Origin of the sequence: Mycobacterium palustre (genome assembly GCF_002101785.1) — a bacterium.
GTDB lineage: Bacteria > Actinomycetota > Actinomycetes > Mycobacteriales > Mycobacteriaceae > Mycobacterium > Mycobacterium palustre.
This window is the reverse complement of record NZ_LQPJ01000112.1, coordinates 1-17013: the sequence shown is the minus strand read 5'-3', so window position 1 is coordinate 17013 and position 17013 is coordinate 1. Positions and strand designations below refer to the sequence as shown.

At 70.7% G+C, this 17013-nt stretch carries 22 protein-coding genes; 7 read left to right on the top strand and 15 right to left on the bottom strand.

All coding sequences use genetic code 11. The features are described 5' to 3' along the window. Positions 1-6: 6 nt before the first annotated feature. Entirely contained in the window at positions 7-1395 is a 1389-nt protein-coding gene (locus tag AWC19_RS17190) for a xylulokinase (RefSeq protein WP_085079268.1), read from the bottom strand. 21 nt (positions 1396-1416) lie between these two features. Here AWC19_RS17190 and AWC19_RS17185 point away from each other — a divergent pair, with 21 nt between their 5' ends. Both AWC19_RS17185 and AWC19_RS17180 read left to right on the top strand, forming a co-directional pair. Beyond that, positions 1417-2397: an NAD(P)-dependent oxidoreductase gene (locus AWC19_RS17185; protein WP_085079267.1), complete on the top strand. Its 981-nt coding sequence runs from the start codon at positions 1417-1419 to the stop codon at positions 2395-2397. Then, complete coding sequence (locus AWC19_RS17180) at positions 2394-3047, top strand: L-fuculose-phosphate aldolase (RefSeq protein WP_085079266.1); 654 nt, start codon at positions 2394-2396, stop codon at positions 3045-3047. Before AWC19_RS17185 ends, AWC19_RS17180 begins: the two co-directional genes overlap by 4 nt. A gap of 57 nt (positions 3048-3104) precedes the next feature. Here the strand turns inward: AWC19_RS17180 and AWC19_RS17175 are convergent, their stop codons facing one another. After that, complete coding sequence (locus tag AWC19_RS17175) at positions 3105-3968, bottom strand: helix-turn-helix transcriptional regulator (RefSeq protein WP_085079265.1); 864 nt, start codon at positions 3966-3968, stop codon at positions 3105-3107. 74 nt (positions 3969-4042) lie between these two features. On the opposite strand from AWC19_RS17175, the gene AWC19_RS17170 reads away from it, so the two are divergent. Continuing rightward, a complete protein-coding gene (locus AWC19_RS17170; RefSeq protein WP_372508606.1) occupies positions 4043-4678 on the top strand; it encodes a class I SAM-dependent methyltransferase in 636 nt (211 codons plus the stop codon). Between the two features lie 142 nt (positions 4679-4820). Here AWC19_RS17170 and AWC19_RS17165 read toward each other — a convergent pair whose 3' ends face one another. Beyond that, entirely contained in the window at positions 4821-6053 is a 1233-nt protein-coding gene (locus AWC19_RS17165; protein ID WP_085079263.1) for a zinc-dependent alcohol dehydrogenase, read from the bottom strand. Beyond that, entirely contained in the window at positions 6050-6826 is a 777-nt protein-coding gene (locus tag AWC19_RS17160; RefSeq protein ID WP_085079262.1) for an SDR family NAD(P)-dependent oxidoreductase, read from the bottom strand. Before AWC19_RS17160 ends, AWC19_RS17165 begins: the two co-directional genes overlap by 4 nt. A gap of 96 nt (positions 6827-6922) precedes the next feature. On the opposite strand from AWC19_RS17160, the gene AWC19_RS17155 reads away from it, so the two are divergent. From AWC19_RS17155 to AWC19_RS17145, 3 genes are read left to right on the top strand one after another with little or no spacing between them, the layout of a single operon-like run. Further along, the gene (locus AWC19_RS17155) at positions 6923-7870 is read left to right on the top strand and encodes a class I SAM-dependent methyltransferase (RefSeq protein ID WP_085079261.1); all 948 of its coding nucleotides are present in this window, start codon (positions 6923-6925) and stop codon (positions 7868-7870) included. Positions 7871-7880: 10 nt separating this feature from the next. Next, entirely contained in the window at positions 7881-8795 is a 915-nt protein-coding gene (locus AWC19_RS17150; protein WP_085079260.1) for a class I SAM-dependent methyltransferase, read from the top strand. A 23-nt stretch (positions 8796-8818) separates the two neighbouring features. Next, a complete protein-coding gene (locus AWC19_RS17145) occupies positions 8819-9742 on the top strand; it encodes a class I SAM-dependent methyltransferase (protein WP_085079259.1) in 924 nt (307 codons plus the stop codon). 1 nt (position 9743) lies between these two features. On the opposite strand, the gene sppA is transcribed toward AWC19_RS17145, so the two are convergent. After that, positions 9744-11525: a signal peptide peptidase SppA gene (sppA, locus tag AWC19_RS17140; protein WP_085079356.1), complete on the bottom strand. Its 1782-nt coding sequence runs from the start codon at positions 11523-11525 to the stop codon at positions 9744-9746. A 30-nt stretch (positions 11526-11555) separates the two neighbouring features. Between sppA and AWC19_RS17135 the strand changes: the two genes are divergently transcribed. Beyond that, positions 11556-12482, top strand: coding sequence for an LLM class flavin-dependent oxidoreductase (locus AWC19_RS17135; protein WP_085079258.1), 927 nt, complete (start codon positions 11556-11558; stop codon positions 12480-12482). Here the strand turns inward: AWC19_RS17135 and rplO are convergent, their stop codons facing one another. From rplO to rplN, 10 genes are read right to left on the bottom strand one after another with little or no spacing between them, the layout of a single operon-like run. Further along, the gene (gene rplO / locus AWC19_RS17130; protein ID WP_085079257.1) at positions 12483-12923 is read right to left on the bottom strand and encodes a 50S ribosomal protein L15; all 441 of its coding nucleotides are present in this window, start codon (positions 12921-12923) and stop codon (positions 12483-12485) included. After that, positions 12920-13117, bottom strand: coding sequence for a 50S ribosomal protein L30 (gene rpmD / locus AWC19_RS17125; RefSeq protein ID WP_085079256.1), 198 nt, complete (start codon positions 13115-13117; stop codon positions 12920-12922). Before rpmD ends, rplO begins: the two co-directional genes overlap by 4 nt. Further along, positions 13114-13800, bottom strand: coding sequence for a 30S ribosomal protein S5 (gene rpsE, locus AWC19_RS17120; RefSeq protein WP_085079255.1), 687 nt, complete (start codon positions 13798-13800; stop codon positions 13114-13116). Before rpsE ends, rpmD begins: the two co-directional genes overlap by 4 nt. 40 nt (positions 13801-13840) lie before the next feature. Further along, positions 13841-14209 carry a 50S ribosomal protein L18 gene (gene rplR, locus AWC19_RS17115; RefSeq protein ID WP_085079355.1) on the bottom strand — a complete coding sequence of 123 codons (369 nt, stop codon included), beginning with the start codon at positions 14207-14209 and terminating at the stop codon, positions 13841-13843. A gap of 41 nt (positions 14210-14250) precedes the next feature. Then, complete coding sequence (gene rplF / locus AWC19_RS17110; protein ID WP_085079254.1) at positions 14251-14790, bottom strand: 50S ribosomal protein L6; 540 nt, start codon at positions 14788-14790, stop codon at positions 14251-14253. 10 nt (positions 14791-14800) lie between these two features. Further along, a complete protein-coding gene (rpsH, locus tag AWC19_RS17105; RefSeq protein WP_085079253.1) occupies positions 14801-15199 on the bottom strand; it encodes a 30S ribosomal protein S8 in 399 nt (132 codons plus the stop codon). 20 nt (positions 15200-15219) lie between these two features. Further along, the gene (locus tag AWC19_RS17100; protein ID WP_011739072.1) at positions 15220-15405 is read right to left on the bottom strand and encodes a type Z 30S ribosomal protein S14; all 186 of its coding nucleotides are present in this window, start codon (positions 15403-15405) and stop codon (positions 15220-15222) included. 4 nt (positions 15406-15409) lie between these two features. After that, entirely contained in the window at positions 15410-15973 is a 564-nt protein-coding gene (gene rplE / locus AWC19_RS17095) for a 50S ribosomal protein L5 (RefSeq protein ID WP_085079252.1), read from the bottom strand. A gap of 4 nt (positions 15974-15977) precedes the next feature. Further along, a complete protein-coding gene (rplX, locus tag AWC19_RS17090; protein ID WP_085079251.1) occupies positions 15978-16295 on the bottom strand; it encodes a 50S ribosomal protein L24 in 318 nt (105 codons plus the stop codon). Then, a complete protein-coding gene (gene rplN, locus AWC19_RS17085) occupies positions 16296-16664 on the bottom strand; it encodes a 50S ribosomal protein L14 (protein ID WP_003403649.1) in 369 nt (122 codons plus the stop codon). Positions 16665-17013: the final 349 nt, after the last annotated feature.

Here is a 17013-nt window from a genome sequence, read left to right as displayed (position 1 = left end):
ACCAGACTAGAACGCCGCCGGAGGTAAGGCGCCCGATCTGCGGCTCCCCAGCTCGAGGAAGCGCCGGTAGCGGTCCGCGACCGGCTCGGTCCACGCGGAGTTCGGTTCGACGGTTTCCCCGGTGCGGGCCCAGCGGGCGCCGTCGGCGATCGTGGTTTCCAGGCCCGCCGCGATGCGCCCGAGGAAGGCCGCCCCCAGCGCGGCCCCCTCCGCCACCTCGGACACCTCCACCGGGCGCCCGGTGGCGTCGGCGATGGCCTGCATCCACGACCGGTCCAGCGTGCCGCCGCCGGAGGCCACGATGCGCGCCACCGGCGCTCCGCTCAGCTCGATGAGCTGACGGACGACGAAGCCCGACGCCTCGTAGGCCGCGCGCCGCAGCGCCGCGGCGTCGTGGGTGAGGTCCAGCGCGTCGAGGACGGCGCGACGATCCGGGTCGTGGAACGGGGTGCGCTCGCCGCGGATGTAGGGCGAGAACACCGGCACCCGCCTGGGCTCGGCCGCCGCCGGATCGGCTTGTGCCACAACGCGATCCACCCAGCCGAGGAAGAGGCCGCCGGCGTTGCTGGCGCCCCCGATCTTGCTCTTGTGGGGCTCGGTGTGCGGGATGGTCCACAGGCCGGGTACCTGGCGGTGCTCGCCCACGGTCGTCCACACGATCAGGGTGGTGCCGCACAGCACCAGCACGTCGCCCTCCCGGTCGGCGCCGGCGACGAGCTGTTCGCACAGGGCGTCGATGGCGCCGACCGCCAGCACCGGCCCGTTGCCCCGCACCCGCCCGGCGGCCGACCCGATGGTCTGCACCCGCGGCATCTGCTCCACGGTGGCGCCGCGCTCGGCGCACGCGGCGGCGTCCCAGCCGGTCCCGTCGAACAGCGGGAAGGAGGTCGCGGCCGTGGCGACGTCGATCACCGCCTGGCCCGCGAGCGCGTGATTGGCGACCGCCGGCGCCGGCCAGTAGCCCGCCGCGCCGGGCGCGGCGGCGGCCGTCCAGCGCAGGAACTGCTCGGCCTCCCCCAGCGCCGGCAGCGGCTGGGCCCGTTCGCCGGGGTCGCCGGGCGCCCGGCCCCGTTCGTCGCCGTACAGCAGGCCGGGGGTGATCGGCGCGCCGGCGGGGTCGACGGCGGCCAGCGAGGGGACCATCGCCGCGACGGCCACCGCCCGGACGTCGGGCACCGCGCCCAGCCGCTCGAGCGCCGCGAGCGGGCCGCGCCGCCACGCGGCGTCGGCGTCGTGCTCGAGCCGACCGGGGGCGGGCACCCGCAGCTCGTGCGGGATGCGCACCCGCGCCGTCACGCGGCCGTCGGCGTCGGCCGCCACCGCCTTGACCGCGGTGCTGCCGATGTCGATGCCGATCGTGACGTCCTGAACGTTCGAGCGTGACACTGGCGTCACCGTACGCCAGCATTGGGGTCCATGACCTCAAGACACCGCGCCTTGGTGACGGCACCGCTGCGTGGGCCCGGGTTCGCCAAGCTGCAGCGGCTGGCCGACGTGGTGTACGACCCGTGGATCGACCAGCGGCCGCTGCGCATCTATACCCCCGAGGAGCTCGCCGACCGGATCGCCGCGGAGCGCGCCGATGTGGTTGTCGTGGAAGGTGACTCGGTGCGCGGCCCGGTGTTCGACCTCGGCCTGCGCGCGATCGCGTCCACCCGCGGCGACCCCAACAACGTCGACGTCGAGGGGGCCACCGCGGCCGGCATCCCGGTGCTGAACACCCCGGCCCGCAACGCCGACGCGGTCGCCGAGATGGCGGTGGCGCTGCTGCTGGCCGCCACCCGGCATCTGCTGACCGCCGACGCGGATGTGCGCAGCGGCAACATCTTTCGCGACGGCAGCATTCCGTATCAGCGGTTCCGCGGCTGGGAGATCGCCGGGCGCACCGCGGGCCTGGTGGGGCTGGGCGCGGTGGGGCGGGCGCTGCGGTGGCGGCTCTCGGGATTGGGCATGCGGGTCATCGCCCACGACCCGTACAACGAGGAGGCCCGCCACGGGCTCGGCGAGCTGCTGGCCGAGGCCGACGTGGTGTCGCTGCACGCGCCGGTCACCGACGCCACGGTCGGGATGATCGGCGCCGAGCAGTTCGCGGCCATGCGCGACGGGGTGGTGTTCCTCAACACCGCGCGCGCCCAGCTGCACGACACCGACGCGCTCGTCGACGCGCTGCGCGGGGGGAAGGTGGCCGCCGCCGGCCTGGACCACTTCGTCGGGGAGTGGCTGGCCCCCGATCATCCGCTGGTGGGCATGCCCAACGTCGTGCTGACGCCGCACATCGGGGGCGCGACGTGGAACACTGAGGCTCGGCAGGCGCAGCTGGTGGCCGACGATCTGGAGGCGCTGCTGAACGGAAAGACGCCCGCGAACATCGTCAACCGGGAGGTGCTGGCCCGATGAAGTTCGTCGAAAGTCCCGAAACCGCGGTGCTGGACGCGGCCAAGGAGATGCTGCGGCGCGGCCTGGTCGAGGGCACCGCCGGCAACATCTCGGCGCGGCGCGCCGACGGCAACATCGTGATCACGCCGTCGTCGGTGGACTATCGCGACATGCGGCTCGACGACCTGGTGCTGGTCGACCCGCGGGGCGGCGTGCTGCGCGCCGCGGACGGCCGGGCCCCGTCGTCGGAGATGCAGCTGCACCTGGCGTGCTACCAGGCGTTCGACGACATCGGCGCCGTCATCCACAGCCACCCGGTGTGGGCGACGATGTTTGCCATTGCGCACCAAAGCATTCCGGCCTGCATCGACGAGTTCGCCGTCTATTGCGGCGGCGAGATCCGGTGCGCCGACTATGCCGCCTCGGGCACGCCCGACGTCGGCGCCAACGCGGTCAAGGCGCTCGAGGGCCGCGCCGCCGCGCTGATCGCCAACCACGGCCTGGTGGCGGTGGGACCCCGGCCCGACAAGGTCCTGCACGTCACCGCCCTGGTCGAGCGGACGGCCCAGATAGTTTGGGGCGCAAGGGCTCTCGGCGGTCCGGTGCCCATTCCCGAAGACGTGAACCGCAACTTCGCCGGGGTGTACAGCTACCTGCGGGCGAACGCGTGACGGGCCACGCCGAGCGTGAAATGCGCGACGCGACACGCCGCGGAGGCGTCGTGAGATTCACTCTCGGGGCACGCATGCACCGCGCCAGTTGCGCGGAGAGGCGCCGTGCGCCCGGCCGAACAATCGGCTGAAGTAACCGGGATCGGGCAGCCCGACGCGCCGCGCTATCTCGGCAACCGGCAGGTCGGTGTCGGCCAGCAGGGCACGGGCCGCGGCCATCCGCCGCTCGGTTATCCATTCGCCGACGGTGCGCCCGGTGCGCCGGCGCACCACGGTGGTCAAATGCCCCGGCGTCACGCCGACCTCGGCCGCGACGTCGCGCAGCGACAACGGCCCGGCGAAACGTCGGTCGATGACCTCGAACACCCGGGCCAGCAGCGGTTCGCCGGCGCGCCGCAGCTCGGCCACCACCGGGCCCGCCAGCCGCGCCAGGTCGATCAACAACAGCGTGAGGTGCGCCAGGGTGGCCTGCCGATAACCCTCCTGCCGCCCGGCAAGCTCGGTCTCGATCGAGCGGATCGCGGCGTCCCACGCCGGCCGGCGCGGCGCGGGCAGCTGCAGGCGCAGGATGCCGCCGGCGTGCCCGTGCAGGAACGGGAACAGCAGCGGGTGCGCCCGCCACGCCGGCCACGGCGAGCGGGCGCCCTCACCCAGCGCGGCTGGGTCGAAGAACACCGCGACACCGGGGTCGCGATCGGCCAGCCGCCCCGGGTCGAGCACTTGACCCGCGGCCGCCACGTACACCAGCCCCGACGCGGGCAGGTACCAAAGCGCCGGAAAGTCGTGAATGTGGCGGCCGCGCTCGACGAAATCCTGCGGACCGGAGCGCACGACCGACACCGGGGGCGTGTCGGGGTCCGTCCGGTACTCATAGATCGGCACCCCCGCGCGCTGGCGGACCAGCCGGGTCGGACGGGTCACGGCACCAAAGATAGTCCAGGTTTCGCCAAGGATCGCCCAATCCTAGGGCTATTCACACGATCACCATGGAGCCTGTGACGAAACATCATCCACATGATTACCTGCCCGCCGCCGGCCGCGACTGGCTGCTGCCGACGTACGACCCGCTGTCACGCCTGCTGGGCATGAAGAGGGTCCACGCCACGCTGATCGCCCAGGCCGAGCTCGCCGGATGCCGTCGCATCCTGGAAATCGGTTGCGGCACCGGTAATCTCACGATCCGCGCCCAACGCGCCCATCCCCACCTGGAGGTGGTCGGCTGCGATCCCGACCCCCGGGCGCTTGACCGGGCGCGGCGAAAGGCGGACGGGGTCCGCTTCGACACCGGCTACGCCGAGCGGCTCCCCTACGGCGAGGGCGAATTCGACCGGGTGCTGTCCTCGATGATGCTGCACCACATCCGCGACGACGCGAAAACCGCTGCGGCGTCCGAGGTTTTCCGCGTCCTTCGCCCCGGCGGCCGGCTGCACCTGGTCGACATCGGCGGTGACACGGCCGACCCCGGCCTGCCGGGACGGCTCATCCGGCGCAACCCCCACGCGGCCGGCAACCTCGGCGACGCGATTCCCCGCCTGCTGACGGGGGCCGGGTTCGTGTGCGCCGAGGTCGCCTCGCAGCGGCACCGCATCCTGGGGCGGTTGAACTTTTACCGCGCCACCCGCCCCGCCTAGGGCCCCGATCACGGTGGGGCCCATGGCACGCCGCCGCGTGGTTCAGTGGTCGACCGGCAACACCGGCCGGCGCGCGCTGGGCATCCTGCTCGACCGTCACCCCCATCGACCTGCCCATCATGGGATCCCACGGCGCCCTGCTCTAACGCTGGTCGAACGCCACCTTCACCGCGCCGCTGCCGGCCTGGTCGGCGAGCGCCAGGAACGCCTCCCGCCACTGCTCGAGGCGGAACGTGTGGGTCAGCATGGGGCGCAAGTCGATTCGGCCCGAGGACGCCAGGTCGAGGTAGTGGGCGATGGCGTGCCGGCGCCGCCCCTCGACCTCCTCGACCCCGAAGGCGTTCGAGCCCACCAAGCTGATTTCCTTGAAATACAACGGACTCCACTCCCACCGGCCCGGCGCGTGGACGCCGGCCTTCACCAGCGTCCCCCTGGCGCGCAGCACGCGAACCCCGACCTCGAACGTCTCCGGCTTGCCGATCGTGTCGTAGACGACGTCGACGGCGCCGGGGTGGGCCATCGGCAACCCGAGCAGCGGCCGGTGCAACCGGCCACCACCCCAGGCCGCCAGCTCCTCGATGACGGCCAGGCGCGGTTCGTGCGCCAGCACCGGGGCGGCCCCGAACCGGCGGGCCAGCTCGGCCTGGGCCGCGAAGCGGGCCACCGCCGCGACGGCCACGTCGGGATAGAGCGCCCGCAGGACCGCGACCGCGCACAACCCCAGCGACCCCGCGCCGTACACCAGCGCCCGTCCCGAGGCCGGTGGCGGGTGGCGGGTGACGGCGTGCAGCGACACCGAAAACGGGTCGGCGAACACGGCCAGCTCGTCGGGCACCGAATCGGGGACCGCGAACAGCATGCTGTCGTGCGCCGGCATCAGTTCGGCGTACCCGCCGGTCACGTCGGCCGACACCCCGGTGTGGATGCCGGGCCTGATGTCGCCGTCGGTGAAGCTCCAGCACAGGCTGTGGTCGCCGGTTTGGCATGCCGGGCACGCCGGCTCGACGCCGCGCGGCCCGCACGACAGCCACGGGTTGAGCACGACGCGCTGCCCGACCTCCAGCCCCCGGGCCTTCGGCCCGACGGCCACCACGTCGGCGACCACCTCGTGGCCCATCACCTGGGGAAAGGAGCAGAAGGCGGCCATGGCGTTGTCGGCGTCGCCCTCGCCGAAGTCCATCAGGATCTGCTTGGAGTCCGACCCGCAGATGCCGGTCAGCCGCGGCCGGGTTATCACCCAATCCTGGTGCGGCAAAACCGGATCCGGCACGTCTTGCAGCGCGGTCGGGGTGCGGGCCAGGTTCTGCGTCAGCGCGTTCGCGCCGTCGGGGACCTCGAACGGCTCCGGTGGCACGCCGTAGACGAGGGCCTTCATGACCGCCCCATCGCCGCCGCGCCGGCGACGAACGCGTCCAGGTCGGCGTTTTTGGCGTCAACGACCGCTCTCAGGTCGGGGACGTAGTGCTCGATCCGGTCGCTGCCCAGCGCCTCGATGATGCCCTCGGCCACCTCGGCGGCGGGCACCTTCGGCCCGCGGTACAGCGGCTCCTCGCTGCCCGGGTGGTCCCAGATCTCGGTGTCCACCGGGCCCGGCTCGATCAGCTTCACCGAGACCCCGCTGCCGTGCAGGTCCACGGCCACCGCCTCGCTCCACCCACACAGCGCGAACTTGCTTGCGCAGTAGGCTGATTCGTGGATGATGGGCAGCCGGCCGCCGACGCTGGACACGTTGACGATCATGCCGGACCGGCGCGCGAGCATCCGCGGCAGCAGCGCCAGCGTCAGCCGCATCGGCGCGACGAAGTTGACCCGCATGACGTGCTCGACCTCGTCGGGTTCCAGCGCGGCGACGGGCCGCCGCTTGGGCATCGCGGCGTTGTTGACGAGCACGTCGATGCCGCCGAGCGCGTCCCAGGCGCCAAGCGCCAGGTCGTGCAGCGCCGCGGTGTCGGCCAAATCGGCCGCCCACATCGCCGATTCCGGGGACGTCCGCCGGCAGTCGGCGAGCACCTCGGCGAGGCGATCTTGCCGGCGGGCGATCAACCCCACCACCGCTTCCCGGCCGGCCAGCCCGCGGGCCAGGGCCGCCCCCAGGCCCGACGACGCCCCCGTGATCAGCACCTTCTTGCCCGCGACCGGATACGCCATCAGTCAAGGTTGCCGCGAATCGCGGGAAGCGTACAGTGGGGGAAGCTTGTTATATCGGCTAAATATTAGCTTGACTACTTCCGAAGAGGGGCAGACATGACTTCCACCAGGTACGAGGGCGACACCTGGGACCTGGCGTCCAGCGTCGGCGCGACCGCGACCATGGTCGCGGCGGCCCGCGCGGTGGCCACCCGCGCCGATCGCCCGCTGATCGACGACCCCTACGCCGAGCCACTGGTGCGGGCGGTCGGTGTCGAGTTCCTCAGCCGGCTGGCCGCCGGCGAGGTGGAGCCCGCTGACCTGAACGACGTGCACGACGGCGTGACCGGTTCGGCCGGGGCGATGTCGCGCATGGTCGACAACATGGCGGTGCGCACCAAGTTCTTCGACGAGTTCTTCCTCGGCGCGACGCGGGGCGGCATCAGGCAGGCCGTGATCCTGGCCTCCGGGCTGGACGCCCGCGCGTACCGGCTCCCCTGGCCCGCCGGGACCGTCGTGTACGAGGTCGACCAGCCCGAGGTCATCGAATTCAAGGGCCGCACCCTGGCCGAGCTGGGCGCGGCGCCGACGGCCGAGCGGCGCGTGGTGGCCATCGACCTGCGCGACGACTGGCCGGCCGCGTTCCGCGCCGCCGGGTTCGACCCGGCGCAGCCCACCGCGTGGAGCGCCGAGGGCCTGCTCGGCTACCTGCCGCCGGAGGCGCAGGACCGGCTGCTCGACACCATCACCGAGCTCTGCGCCCCGGGCAGCCGGTTGGCCACCGAAAGCGCGCCCAACCCCGAGCCCGGCGACGAGGACAAGATGAGGGAACACATGCAGCACATCACCGAGCGCTGGCGCGCGCACGGCTTCGACCTCGACATGGCCGGGCTGGTCTACTTCGGCGACCGCAACGAACCGGTCGCCTACCTCGGCGACCGCGGCTGGGACCTGAGCGCCGTCACCCTGCGAGAGCTGTTCGACCACAACGGGATTGCGCCGTTCGAGGACGACGAGATGCGCATGGGTGACATGCTCTACGTCAGCGGCACGCTGAAGAACTAGGAGCGATCGAATGGCCAACGAGTCCGGACGCACCGACGGGGACAGCTGGGGACCGGCGCAGAGCGTGGGAGCGACGGCCACCATGGTCGCGGCCTCTCGGGCCGTGGCGTCGCAGGGGCCCGACGCGCTCGTCGACGATCCGTTCGCCGATCCGCTGGTTCGCGCCGTCGGGTTGGATCCCTTCGTCCGGATCATCGACGGGAAAATCGATTTCGAGGACGATCCGCTCTTCAACCGCAAGGCGCGGATCCAGCAGATCGCGGTGCGGACGCGGTTTTTCGACGACTTCTTCACCGGCGCCGCCGCCGCCGGGGTGCGGCAGGCGGTGATCCTGGCCTCCGGCCTCGACACCCGTGCCTACCGGCTGCCGTGGCCGGCCGGCACGGTGGTCTACGAGATCGACCAGCCACAGGTGATCGAGTTCAAGACGACCACGCTGGCCGGCATCGGCGCCGCCCCGACCGCCGAGCGCCGCGCGATCGGCATCGACCTGCGCGACGACTGGCCGAAGGCGTTGCGGGAGGGCGGTTTTGACGTCACCCAGCCGGCGGCGTGGAGCGCCGAAGGGTTGTTGCCGTACCTGCCGCCGGAGGCCCAGGACCGGTTGTTCGACAACATCACCGCTTTGAGCGCGCCCGGCAGCCGGCTGGCCACCGAACACGTGCCGGACCCGAACGCGTTCTCCGACGAGCGGCTGCAGCGCATCAGCGAGCGCTGGCAGCGCTTCGGCTTCGACCTCAACGCGGCCGACCTGTTCTACCGCGGGGAACGCAACGTCGTCGTCGACTACCTGAGCGCCCACGGCTGGCGGGTGACGGCCCATCCCGCCCGGGACCTCTACGCGCAGAACGGCTTCGAGTTTCCCGAGGAGGAGATGGCGGCCACCTTCGGGGAGCTGAGCTACGTCGCCGCCACCCTCAAGTAGGGTGACTCAAGTAGGGTGACACCGTGCCTCGCACTCACGACGACAACTGGGACCTGGCGTCCAGCGTCGGCGCGACCGCGACGATGGTCGCGGCCGGGCGGGCGATGGCGTCGAAGGACCCCCGCGGCCTGATCAACGACCCGTTCGCCGAGCCGCTGGTGCGCGCGGTAGGGGTGGATTTCTTTACCAAGATGATGGACGGCGAGCTGGACCTCGAGGCGATCGAGAACGCGACGTCGGTGCGCATGCAGGCGATGACCGACGGAATGGCGGTGCGCACCAAGTACTTCGACGACTACTTTGTCCAAAACATGGGGGCCGCCGGCACCGGGATTCGGCAGGTGGTGATCCTGGCGTCCGGGTTGGACTCGCGGGCCTACCGGTTGCCGTGGCCGGATGGCACCGTGGTCTACGAGATCGACCAGCCGCAGGTGATCGAGTTCAAGACGACCACGCTGGCCGGCATCGGCGCCCAGCCCACCGCCGAGCGGCGCACCGTGGCCATCGACCTGCGCGCGGACTGGCCGAGCGCGCTGACCGCCGCCGGTTTCGACACGTCTGCGCCGACGGCGTGGCTGGCCGAGGGCCTGCTGATCTACCTGCCGCCGGAGGCCCAGGACCGGTTGTTCGACGACATCACCGCTTTGAGCGCGCCCGGCAGCACGATCGCCACCGAATTCGTCCCGGGCATCGTCGATTTCGACGCCGACCGGGTGCGGGAGATGTCCGGCGCCTTCCGTGAACACGGCATCGACATCGACATGGCGTCGCTGGTCTACACCGGCGAACGCAACCACGTCGTCGACTACTTGACCGGCAAGGGGTGGCAGGCCGAGGGCGTGACGCGCACCGAACTGTTCCGGCGCAACGGCATCGAGGCGCCCCCGGCCGAACACGACGACCCGCTCGGCGAGATCATCTTCATCAGCGGCAGGCTATCGAACTAGCTCAAAAGCGCGAGTCGCCCAGCCACAGCGCGCTGGCCCCGCTCAGCGTCCGTTCGACGTTGTCCAGCGTCCCGGCGATCGAGCGGCCGAGCAGCGCCGCGGCGGCGTCGGGCAGCGACGCCGCCGGCTGCGACGAGGCCCTTGGCCGGACGATGTCCAGCAGCGACGAACCCGGATAGTCGACCAGGCGGACGTCGGCGTCCTCGTCGAGACCGGCCAGCGCCTTGGCCCGGCGCAGCGCGGTTCGAAGCCCGCCCAGCTCGTCGACCAGGCCGCGCTCGCGGGCGTCGGCGCCGGTCCAGACCCGGCCTCGCGCAACGACTTCCACGGCGTCGGCGGTCAGCTTGCGGCCCTCGGCGACCCGTCGCACGAAGTCGTCGTAGAACAGGTCGGCCTCGGCCTCCCGATGCGCCCGCTGCTCCGGGGTGAACGGCGCGTCGACCGACCAGGCGTCGGCGTTGGCGTTGGTGCGCACCGCGTCCGAGGCCACGCCCAGCCGGTCCTTCAGATCGCGCACCACCAGCTTGCCCGTGATGACACCGATCGAGCCGGTGATCGTGCCCGGGTTGGCCACGATCGCGTCGGCGCCGGCCGCGACGTAGTAGCCGCCGGAGGCGGCGACCGAACCCATCGACACCACCACGGGCTTGCCGCGCTCGCGGGCCCTGTGCACCTCGCGCCAGATGGTCTCCGACGCGCTCACCGAGCCTCCCGGGCTGTCCACCCGCAACACGATCGCCGCTACCGAATCGTCGGCGGCGGCCTCGCGCAGCGCCGCCGCGATGGTGTCGCCACCCGCGGTCGAGCCGCCCAGCGGGAAGAACTGGCGCCCGCCGCGCCCGTCGACGATGGCGCCGTCGATCGTGATCACGGCGAACGCCGGCTTGGGCTTCCGGCCCGGCACCGGCGGCACGGGCGGGGCCAGCCGGGGCCGCGCCGCGCCGGCGTAGCGCGACAGGTGCAGCCGCGGCGGCTCGTCGTCCGGATCGCCTTCGAAGCCAATCAGTTCGGCGATGCGGTCGTAGGCCTCGTCGCGAAACCCGACCCGGTCGATCAGGCCGGCGCACACCGCGTCGTCACGCAGCAGCGGGGCCCGATCGGCGAGCGCGTCGAGCGCCTCGGGCTCGAGCTTGCGCGATTCGGCGACGGCCCGCCACACCTGTTCCTGCAGGCTTTCCAGCATCCGCGTGACGGCCTCGCGGTGCGCGTCGGTGAAGCCGTCCTCGGTGAAAAGGTTTGCCGCCGACTTGTATTCGCCCCGCGCGACGATCTGCGCCTCGATGCCGGCCTTATCGAGCGCGTCGCGCAGAAACGTCGCGTTGCTCGCGAAGCCGATCAGCCCGACGGTGCCGGAGGGCTGCATCCAGACCTCGCCGAACGCCGAGGCCAAATAGTAGGACAGCGTGCCCGGGTAGGTCTGGGCCCAGGCCAGCGACGGCTTGGCGGCGCTGAAGGCCGCGATCGCCTCGCGCAGCTCCTGAACCGCCGCCGGCGGCGCCGCGGCCAGCTGCACGCGCGCGATCAGCCCGGCGATGCGGGAGTCGTTTGCGGCGCGGTGGATCGCGGCGACGGCGTCGCGCAGGGCGATCGGCCGGCCGCCGCCGGTGATCAGCTTCAGCGGGTCGAAGCCCGTCGTCTCCGGGGGCATCGAGCGCAAATCCAATTCGAGCACGCAGCCGTTGGGGACGCCGTGGTGCCGCGCGGTGTCGACCCGGCCGGCCAGGGCGCGGACCTCGGCCCCCAGATTTGGCAAACCGGGGATGGAAGGTAGGAAGGCGAACATACCCACCCAGCGTAGCCGTACGGTGAACGGGTGAGGTTTTCGATCGCGATCCCCCAGTCCGATTACGACGGTTTTGACGGCCCCGGGCTGCGCTCCTACCTGTCGCGCGCCGAGGAGCTCGGGTTCGAGGGGGGCTGGGTGCTCGAGCAGGTCATCGGGGAGGCGCCGCTGCTGGCCCCCCTGGAGCTGCTGGCGTATTGCGCGGCCTGCACCGAGCGGCTACGCCTCGGGGTGGCCGTGTTGGTGACGTCGTTGCACGATCCGCTGCAGCTGGCGTCGGCCGCCACGGCCGTCGACCGGCTCAGCCACGGGCGGCTCGACATCGGCGTCGGAACGGGCGGAGGCTTCCGCAAGTTCGAGGCCTTCGGCGTCGAGAAGGCAACGTACATCTCATATTTCACCGAGGGCCTGAAGTTGATGAAGGCGGCCTGGTCCGACGAACCGAGGGTGACGTTCCATGGCCGGTTCCGCGACGTCGACGACCTCCCCATCCAGCCCAAGCCGGTGCAGCGGCCGCACCCGCCGATCTGGCTCGGCGGCCTGGCCCCCAAGGCGCTCGCGCGGGCGGTGCGCCACGGCGATTCGTTCCTGGGCGCCGGCTCGTCGACGACCGAGGCCTTTGCCGGGGCCGTCACCGTGGTGCGCCGCGAACTCTCAGAGCAGCGGAAAGACCCCGCCCGCTTCACGATTGGAAAGCGCGTGTACCTGATGATCGACGACGACGCGACGCGGGCCCGCGACCGGGTGCTGGCCGGGCTGCGGCGCATCTACGGGAAGATGCTTGGCATCGACGCGGTCCCGGTGTCGGGCACCCCCGACGACGTCGTGCGCGGGCTGCGCGAGGTGATCGACGCCGGCGCGGAGTACCTGCTGCTCAACCCGGTCGGCGTCGACGTTCCCGAGAACTCGGAACAGATGGAACGCCTTGCCGCGGAGGTGATTCCGCGGCTCGGCTGATCAGAGCTCGGTGGCCGACCCGCCCGCGGCGCTGATCTTCTCGCGGGCGCTGCCGCTGAACTTGTGCGCGGACACCTCGACCTTGACGCTCAGTTCGCCGTCGCCGAGGACCTTGACCAACGCGTTCTTGCGAACCGCACCCTTGGCCACCAGCTCGGCCACGCCGACGGAACCGCCCTCGGGAAACAGCTTGTTGATGTCGCCGACGTTGACGATCTCGTACTCGGTGCGGAACCGGTTGCGGAATCCCTTGAGCTTGGGCAGCCGCATGTGGATCGGCATCTGCCCGCCCTCGAAGGTCGCCGGCACGTTCTTGCGGGCCTTGGTGCCCTTGGTGCCGCGGCCGGCGGTCTTGCCCTTGGAGCCGTCACCGCGGCCGACGCGGGTGCGCGGTGTTTTCGCGCCCGGCGCCGGCTTGAGGTCGTGCAGCTTGATGGTCACTGTGTTTTCCCTTCGGGCGCCGACTCCACCTCGACCAGGTGCCTGACCACCGCGATCAGGCCGCGGGTCTGGGGGTTGTCCTCGCGGATCACCGAATGGCGAATCCGCTTCAGGCCCAGGGTGCGAAGGCTCTCACGCTGCTTCCAGCGCGCGCCGATCGTGCTGCGCACCTGGGTGATCTTCAGCTGGCTCATGACGCCGTCCCCGAAGCCTGCGCCTCGCGCGCCACGGCCGCGCTGGCCAGGGCGTCGCTCTCGCGGCGCGCCTTGAGCATGCCGGCCGGGGCGACATCCTCGATGGGCAGCCCGCGGCGGGCGGCCACCTCCTCCGGCCGCTGCAGCAGCTTGAGCGCCGCGACGGTGGCGTGCACCACGTTGATCGCGTTGTCGCTGCCCAGCGACTTCGCCAGGATGTCGTGGACGCCAGCGCATTCCAGCACGGCGCGGGCCGCGCCGCCGGCGATCACACCGGTACCCGGGCTGGCGGGGCGCAGCAGGACCACGCCCGCGGCGGCCTCACCCTGGACCGGGTGGGTGATGGTGCCGCCGATCAGCGGGACCCGGAAGAAGCCCTTGCGGGCCTCCTCGACGCCCTTGGCGATCGCGGCCGGGACTTCCTTGGCCTTGCCGTAGCCGACGCCGACCATGCCGTTGCCGTCGCCCACGATGACCAGCGCGGTGAAGCTGAAGCGCCGACCGCCCTTGACCACCTTCGAGACGCGGTTGATGGCGACGACCCGTTCCAGGTAGTTGCTCTTGTCGCCGTCGCGGTCGCGGCCGCGGGCACTGTCGCGCCGGCCGCGGCTGTCGCGGCCGTCACCGCGTGCGTCACGGTTGTCGCCGCGGGCCTCGGGGCCGCCGGCTGACTGTTCCGCCATTATGCGGTCCTTCCAGTTGTCATCAGGCTGACGTTGTTCATCAGAATCGCAATCCGTTTTCGCGTGCGGCATCGGCCAGCGCCGCGATCCGTCCGCCGTAGGTGTATCCACCGCGGTCGAACACCACGGTGTCGATGCCGGCGGCCTTGGCGCGCTCGGCGATCAGCTGGCCGACCCGCACGCTGCGGGCCTTCTTGTCGCCCTGCAGGCCCCGCACGTCCTCCTCGATCGACGACGCCGCCGCCAGCGTGGTGCCGTTCTCGTCGTTGACCAGCTGCACGTGGATGTGCCGCGCGGAGCGGTGCACCACCAGCCGCGGGCGCTGCGGGGTGCCCGCGATCTTCTTGCGCAGCCGCGAGTGCCTGCGCACCCGCGAGAGGCGCCGAGTCGCGGATACGTTCTGCCCCACCGGCTTTCGCGCGGCGGTGTCAGCGGTTGTTTGCGCCATGGCTACTTACCTGTCTTTCCGACCTTGCGGCGGATCTGCTCGCCCTCGTAGCGCACGCCCTTGCCCTTGTAGGGGTCGGGGCGGCGCAGGCGGCGGATGTTCGCCGAGATCTGGCCGACCTTCTGCTTGTCGATCCCGGAGACCGTGAACTTCGTCGGCGACTGGACCGCGAACGTGATGCCCTCGGGGGCTTCGATCACCACGGGGTGGCTATAGCCCAGCGCGAACTCGAGGCTGGAGCCCTTGAGCTGCACGCGATAGCCGACGCCGAAAATCTCCATCTTGGTGGTGTAACCCTCGGTCACTCCGGTGACCAGGTTGGACACCAGGGTGCGCGACAGCCCGTGCAGCGAGCGGTTGTGCCGCTCATCGTCGGGACGGCTTACCACGATCGCACCGTCGTCGTTGCGGGCCACCCGAATCGGCTCGGCCACAGTCAGATTGAGGGAGCCCTTGGGTCCCTTCACCGAGACGTTCTGACCCTCGATCGTCACGTCGACCCCGGCGGGAACCGGAATCGGCTGCTTACCAATGCGCGACATGCTTACCCCCTCACCACACGTACGCGAGGACTTCGCCGCCCACGCCCTGCCGGGCCGCCTGGCGGTCGGTGAGCAGCCCCGACGACGTGGAGATGATCGCCACGCCCAGGCCGCCGAGCACCCGCGGCAGATTGGTGGACTTCGCGTACACCCGCAGCCCGGGCTTGGACACCCGGCGCAGACCGGCGATGCTGCGCTCCCGGCTCGGGCCGTACTTGAGCTGGATGATCAGCGACTTGCCCACCCGGGCGTCTTCGGTCCGGTAATCGCTGATGTATCCCTCGTTCTTGAGGATTTCGGCGATGTTGGCCTTGAGCTTGGAGTGCGGCAAGCTCACCTCGTCGTGATAGGCCGAATTGGCGTTGCGCAGACGCGTCAGGAAGTCCGCGATCGGGTCGGTCATCGTCATGGTCTAGTCCCCGTGTCCTGTCACCAGCTGCTCTTCTGCACGCCGGGCAACTCGCCCGCATGCGCCATCTCGCGCAAGCAGATCCGGCAGAGCCCGAACTTGCGGAAAACCGCGCGGGGGCGGCCGCACTTGCTGCAGCGGGTGTAGCCGCGCACCGCGAACTTCGGCTTGCGCGCGGCCTTGTTGACCAATGCCTTCTTAGCCATCTAGTCAGTTCTCCTTGAACGGAAAGCCGAGGGCCCGCAGCAGCGCCCGCCCCTCGTCGTCGGTCGTCGCCGAGGTGACGACGTTGATGTCCATGCCACGGACCCGGTCGATCTTGTCCACATCGATCTCGTGGAATACCGACTGCTCGGCCAGCCCGAAGGTGTAGTTGCCGACACCGTCGAACTGCTTGGGCGAAAGCCCGCGGAAGTCGCGGATACGCGGCAGCGCGATCGAGGTGAGCCGGTCGAGGAACTCCCACATCCGATCGCCGCGCAACGTCACCCGGACGCCGATCGGCATGCCCTCGCGCAACTTGAACTGCGCGATGGACTTCCGGGCCCTGCGGATCTCGGGCCTCTGCCCGGTGATCAGCGCGAGGTCGTTGACGGCGCCGTTGATCAGCTTGGCGTCGCGGGCCGCTTCGCCGACCCCCATGTTGACGACGACCTTGGTCACCGTCGGGATCTGCATGACGTTGCGGTAGTTGAACTGCTTCTGCAGGGCGTCGCGAATCTCGTTGCGGTAACGCTGCTTCAGGCGCGGCTGCACCTTCTCTGCCGTGGTCATAGCCTCAGATGTCCTTGCCGTTGCGCTTGGAGATGCGGACCCGCTTGCCGGTCTCCTCGTCGACCCGGTAGCCGACGCGGGTCGGCTTGCCGTCGGAGTCGACCACCATCACGTTGGACACGTGAATCGGGGCCTCCTGCGTGACGATCCCGCCGGAGCGCGCTCCGCGCTGGTTGGTCGAGACCGCGGTGTGCTTCTTGATCCGGTTGACGCCCTCGACCAGCACCCGGTTGCGTTCCGGGTATGCCCGCAGGACCTTGCCTTTGGCGCCCTTGTCCTTGCCGGCGATGACCAGGACGGTGTCGCCCTTGTGGACCTTCATCTACAACACCTCCGGGGCCAGCGAGATGATCTTCATGAACCGCTTCTCGCGCAATTCGCGGCCGACCGGGCCGAAGATGCGCGTGCCGCGAGGGTCGTTGTCCGGCTTGATGATCACCGCGGCGTTCTCGTCGAACTTGATGTAGCTCCCGTCGGGGCGCCTGCGCTCCTTGACGGTGCGCACCACCACGGCCTTGACGACGTCGCCGCGCTTGACGTTGCCGCCAGGGATGGCGTCCTTGACGGTGGCCACGATGACGTCACCGATGCCGGCGTAGCGCCGCGACGAACCGCCGAGCACCCGGATGCACAAGATCTCCTTGGCGCCGGTGTTGTCGGCGACCTTCAGCCGCGATTCTTGCTGAATCACTCGATCTCCTGACCTGGTTCACGTGTGCACGCCAGGGGGCAAGCAGAACCCACCAAAAGACCTGGCATGCGCGTCTTGTAAAGCGGTTAGTCGCCGAAGAGCACGCGGGGCCGACGATTCACCGGCCGAGGTCTGCCCAAGGCAACCCCTAGAGTCTAGGTGACGACCAGCTCAGCGCCAAATCTCCGGATGTCAACGAGGTGATGCACGCCCTCGTGCAGCGCGAACACAGGGACACCCTCCACCTAGAAGGGTGGTGGTTCTTCGTCGTTGCGTGGTGGGGCGGGTCCGGTGAGTTGTGCCTGGCGCTGCAGGCGTTCGCGGCGGTTGTGGTTGCGTTCGGTGGCGA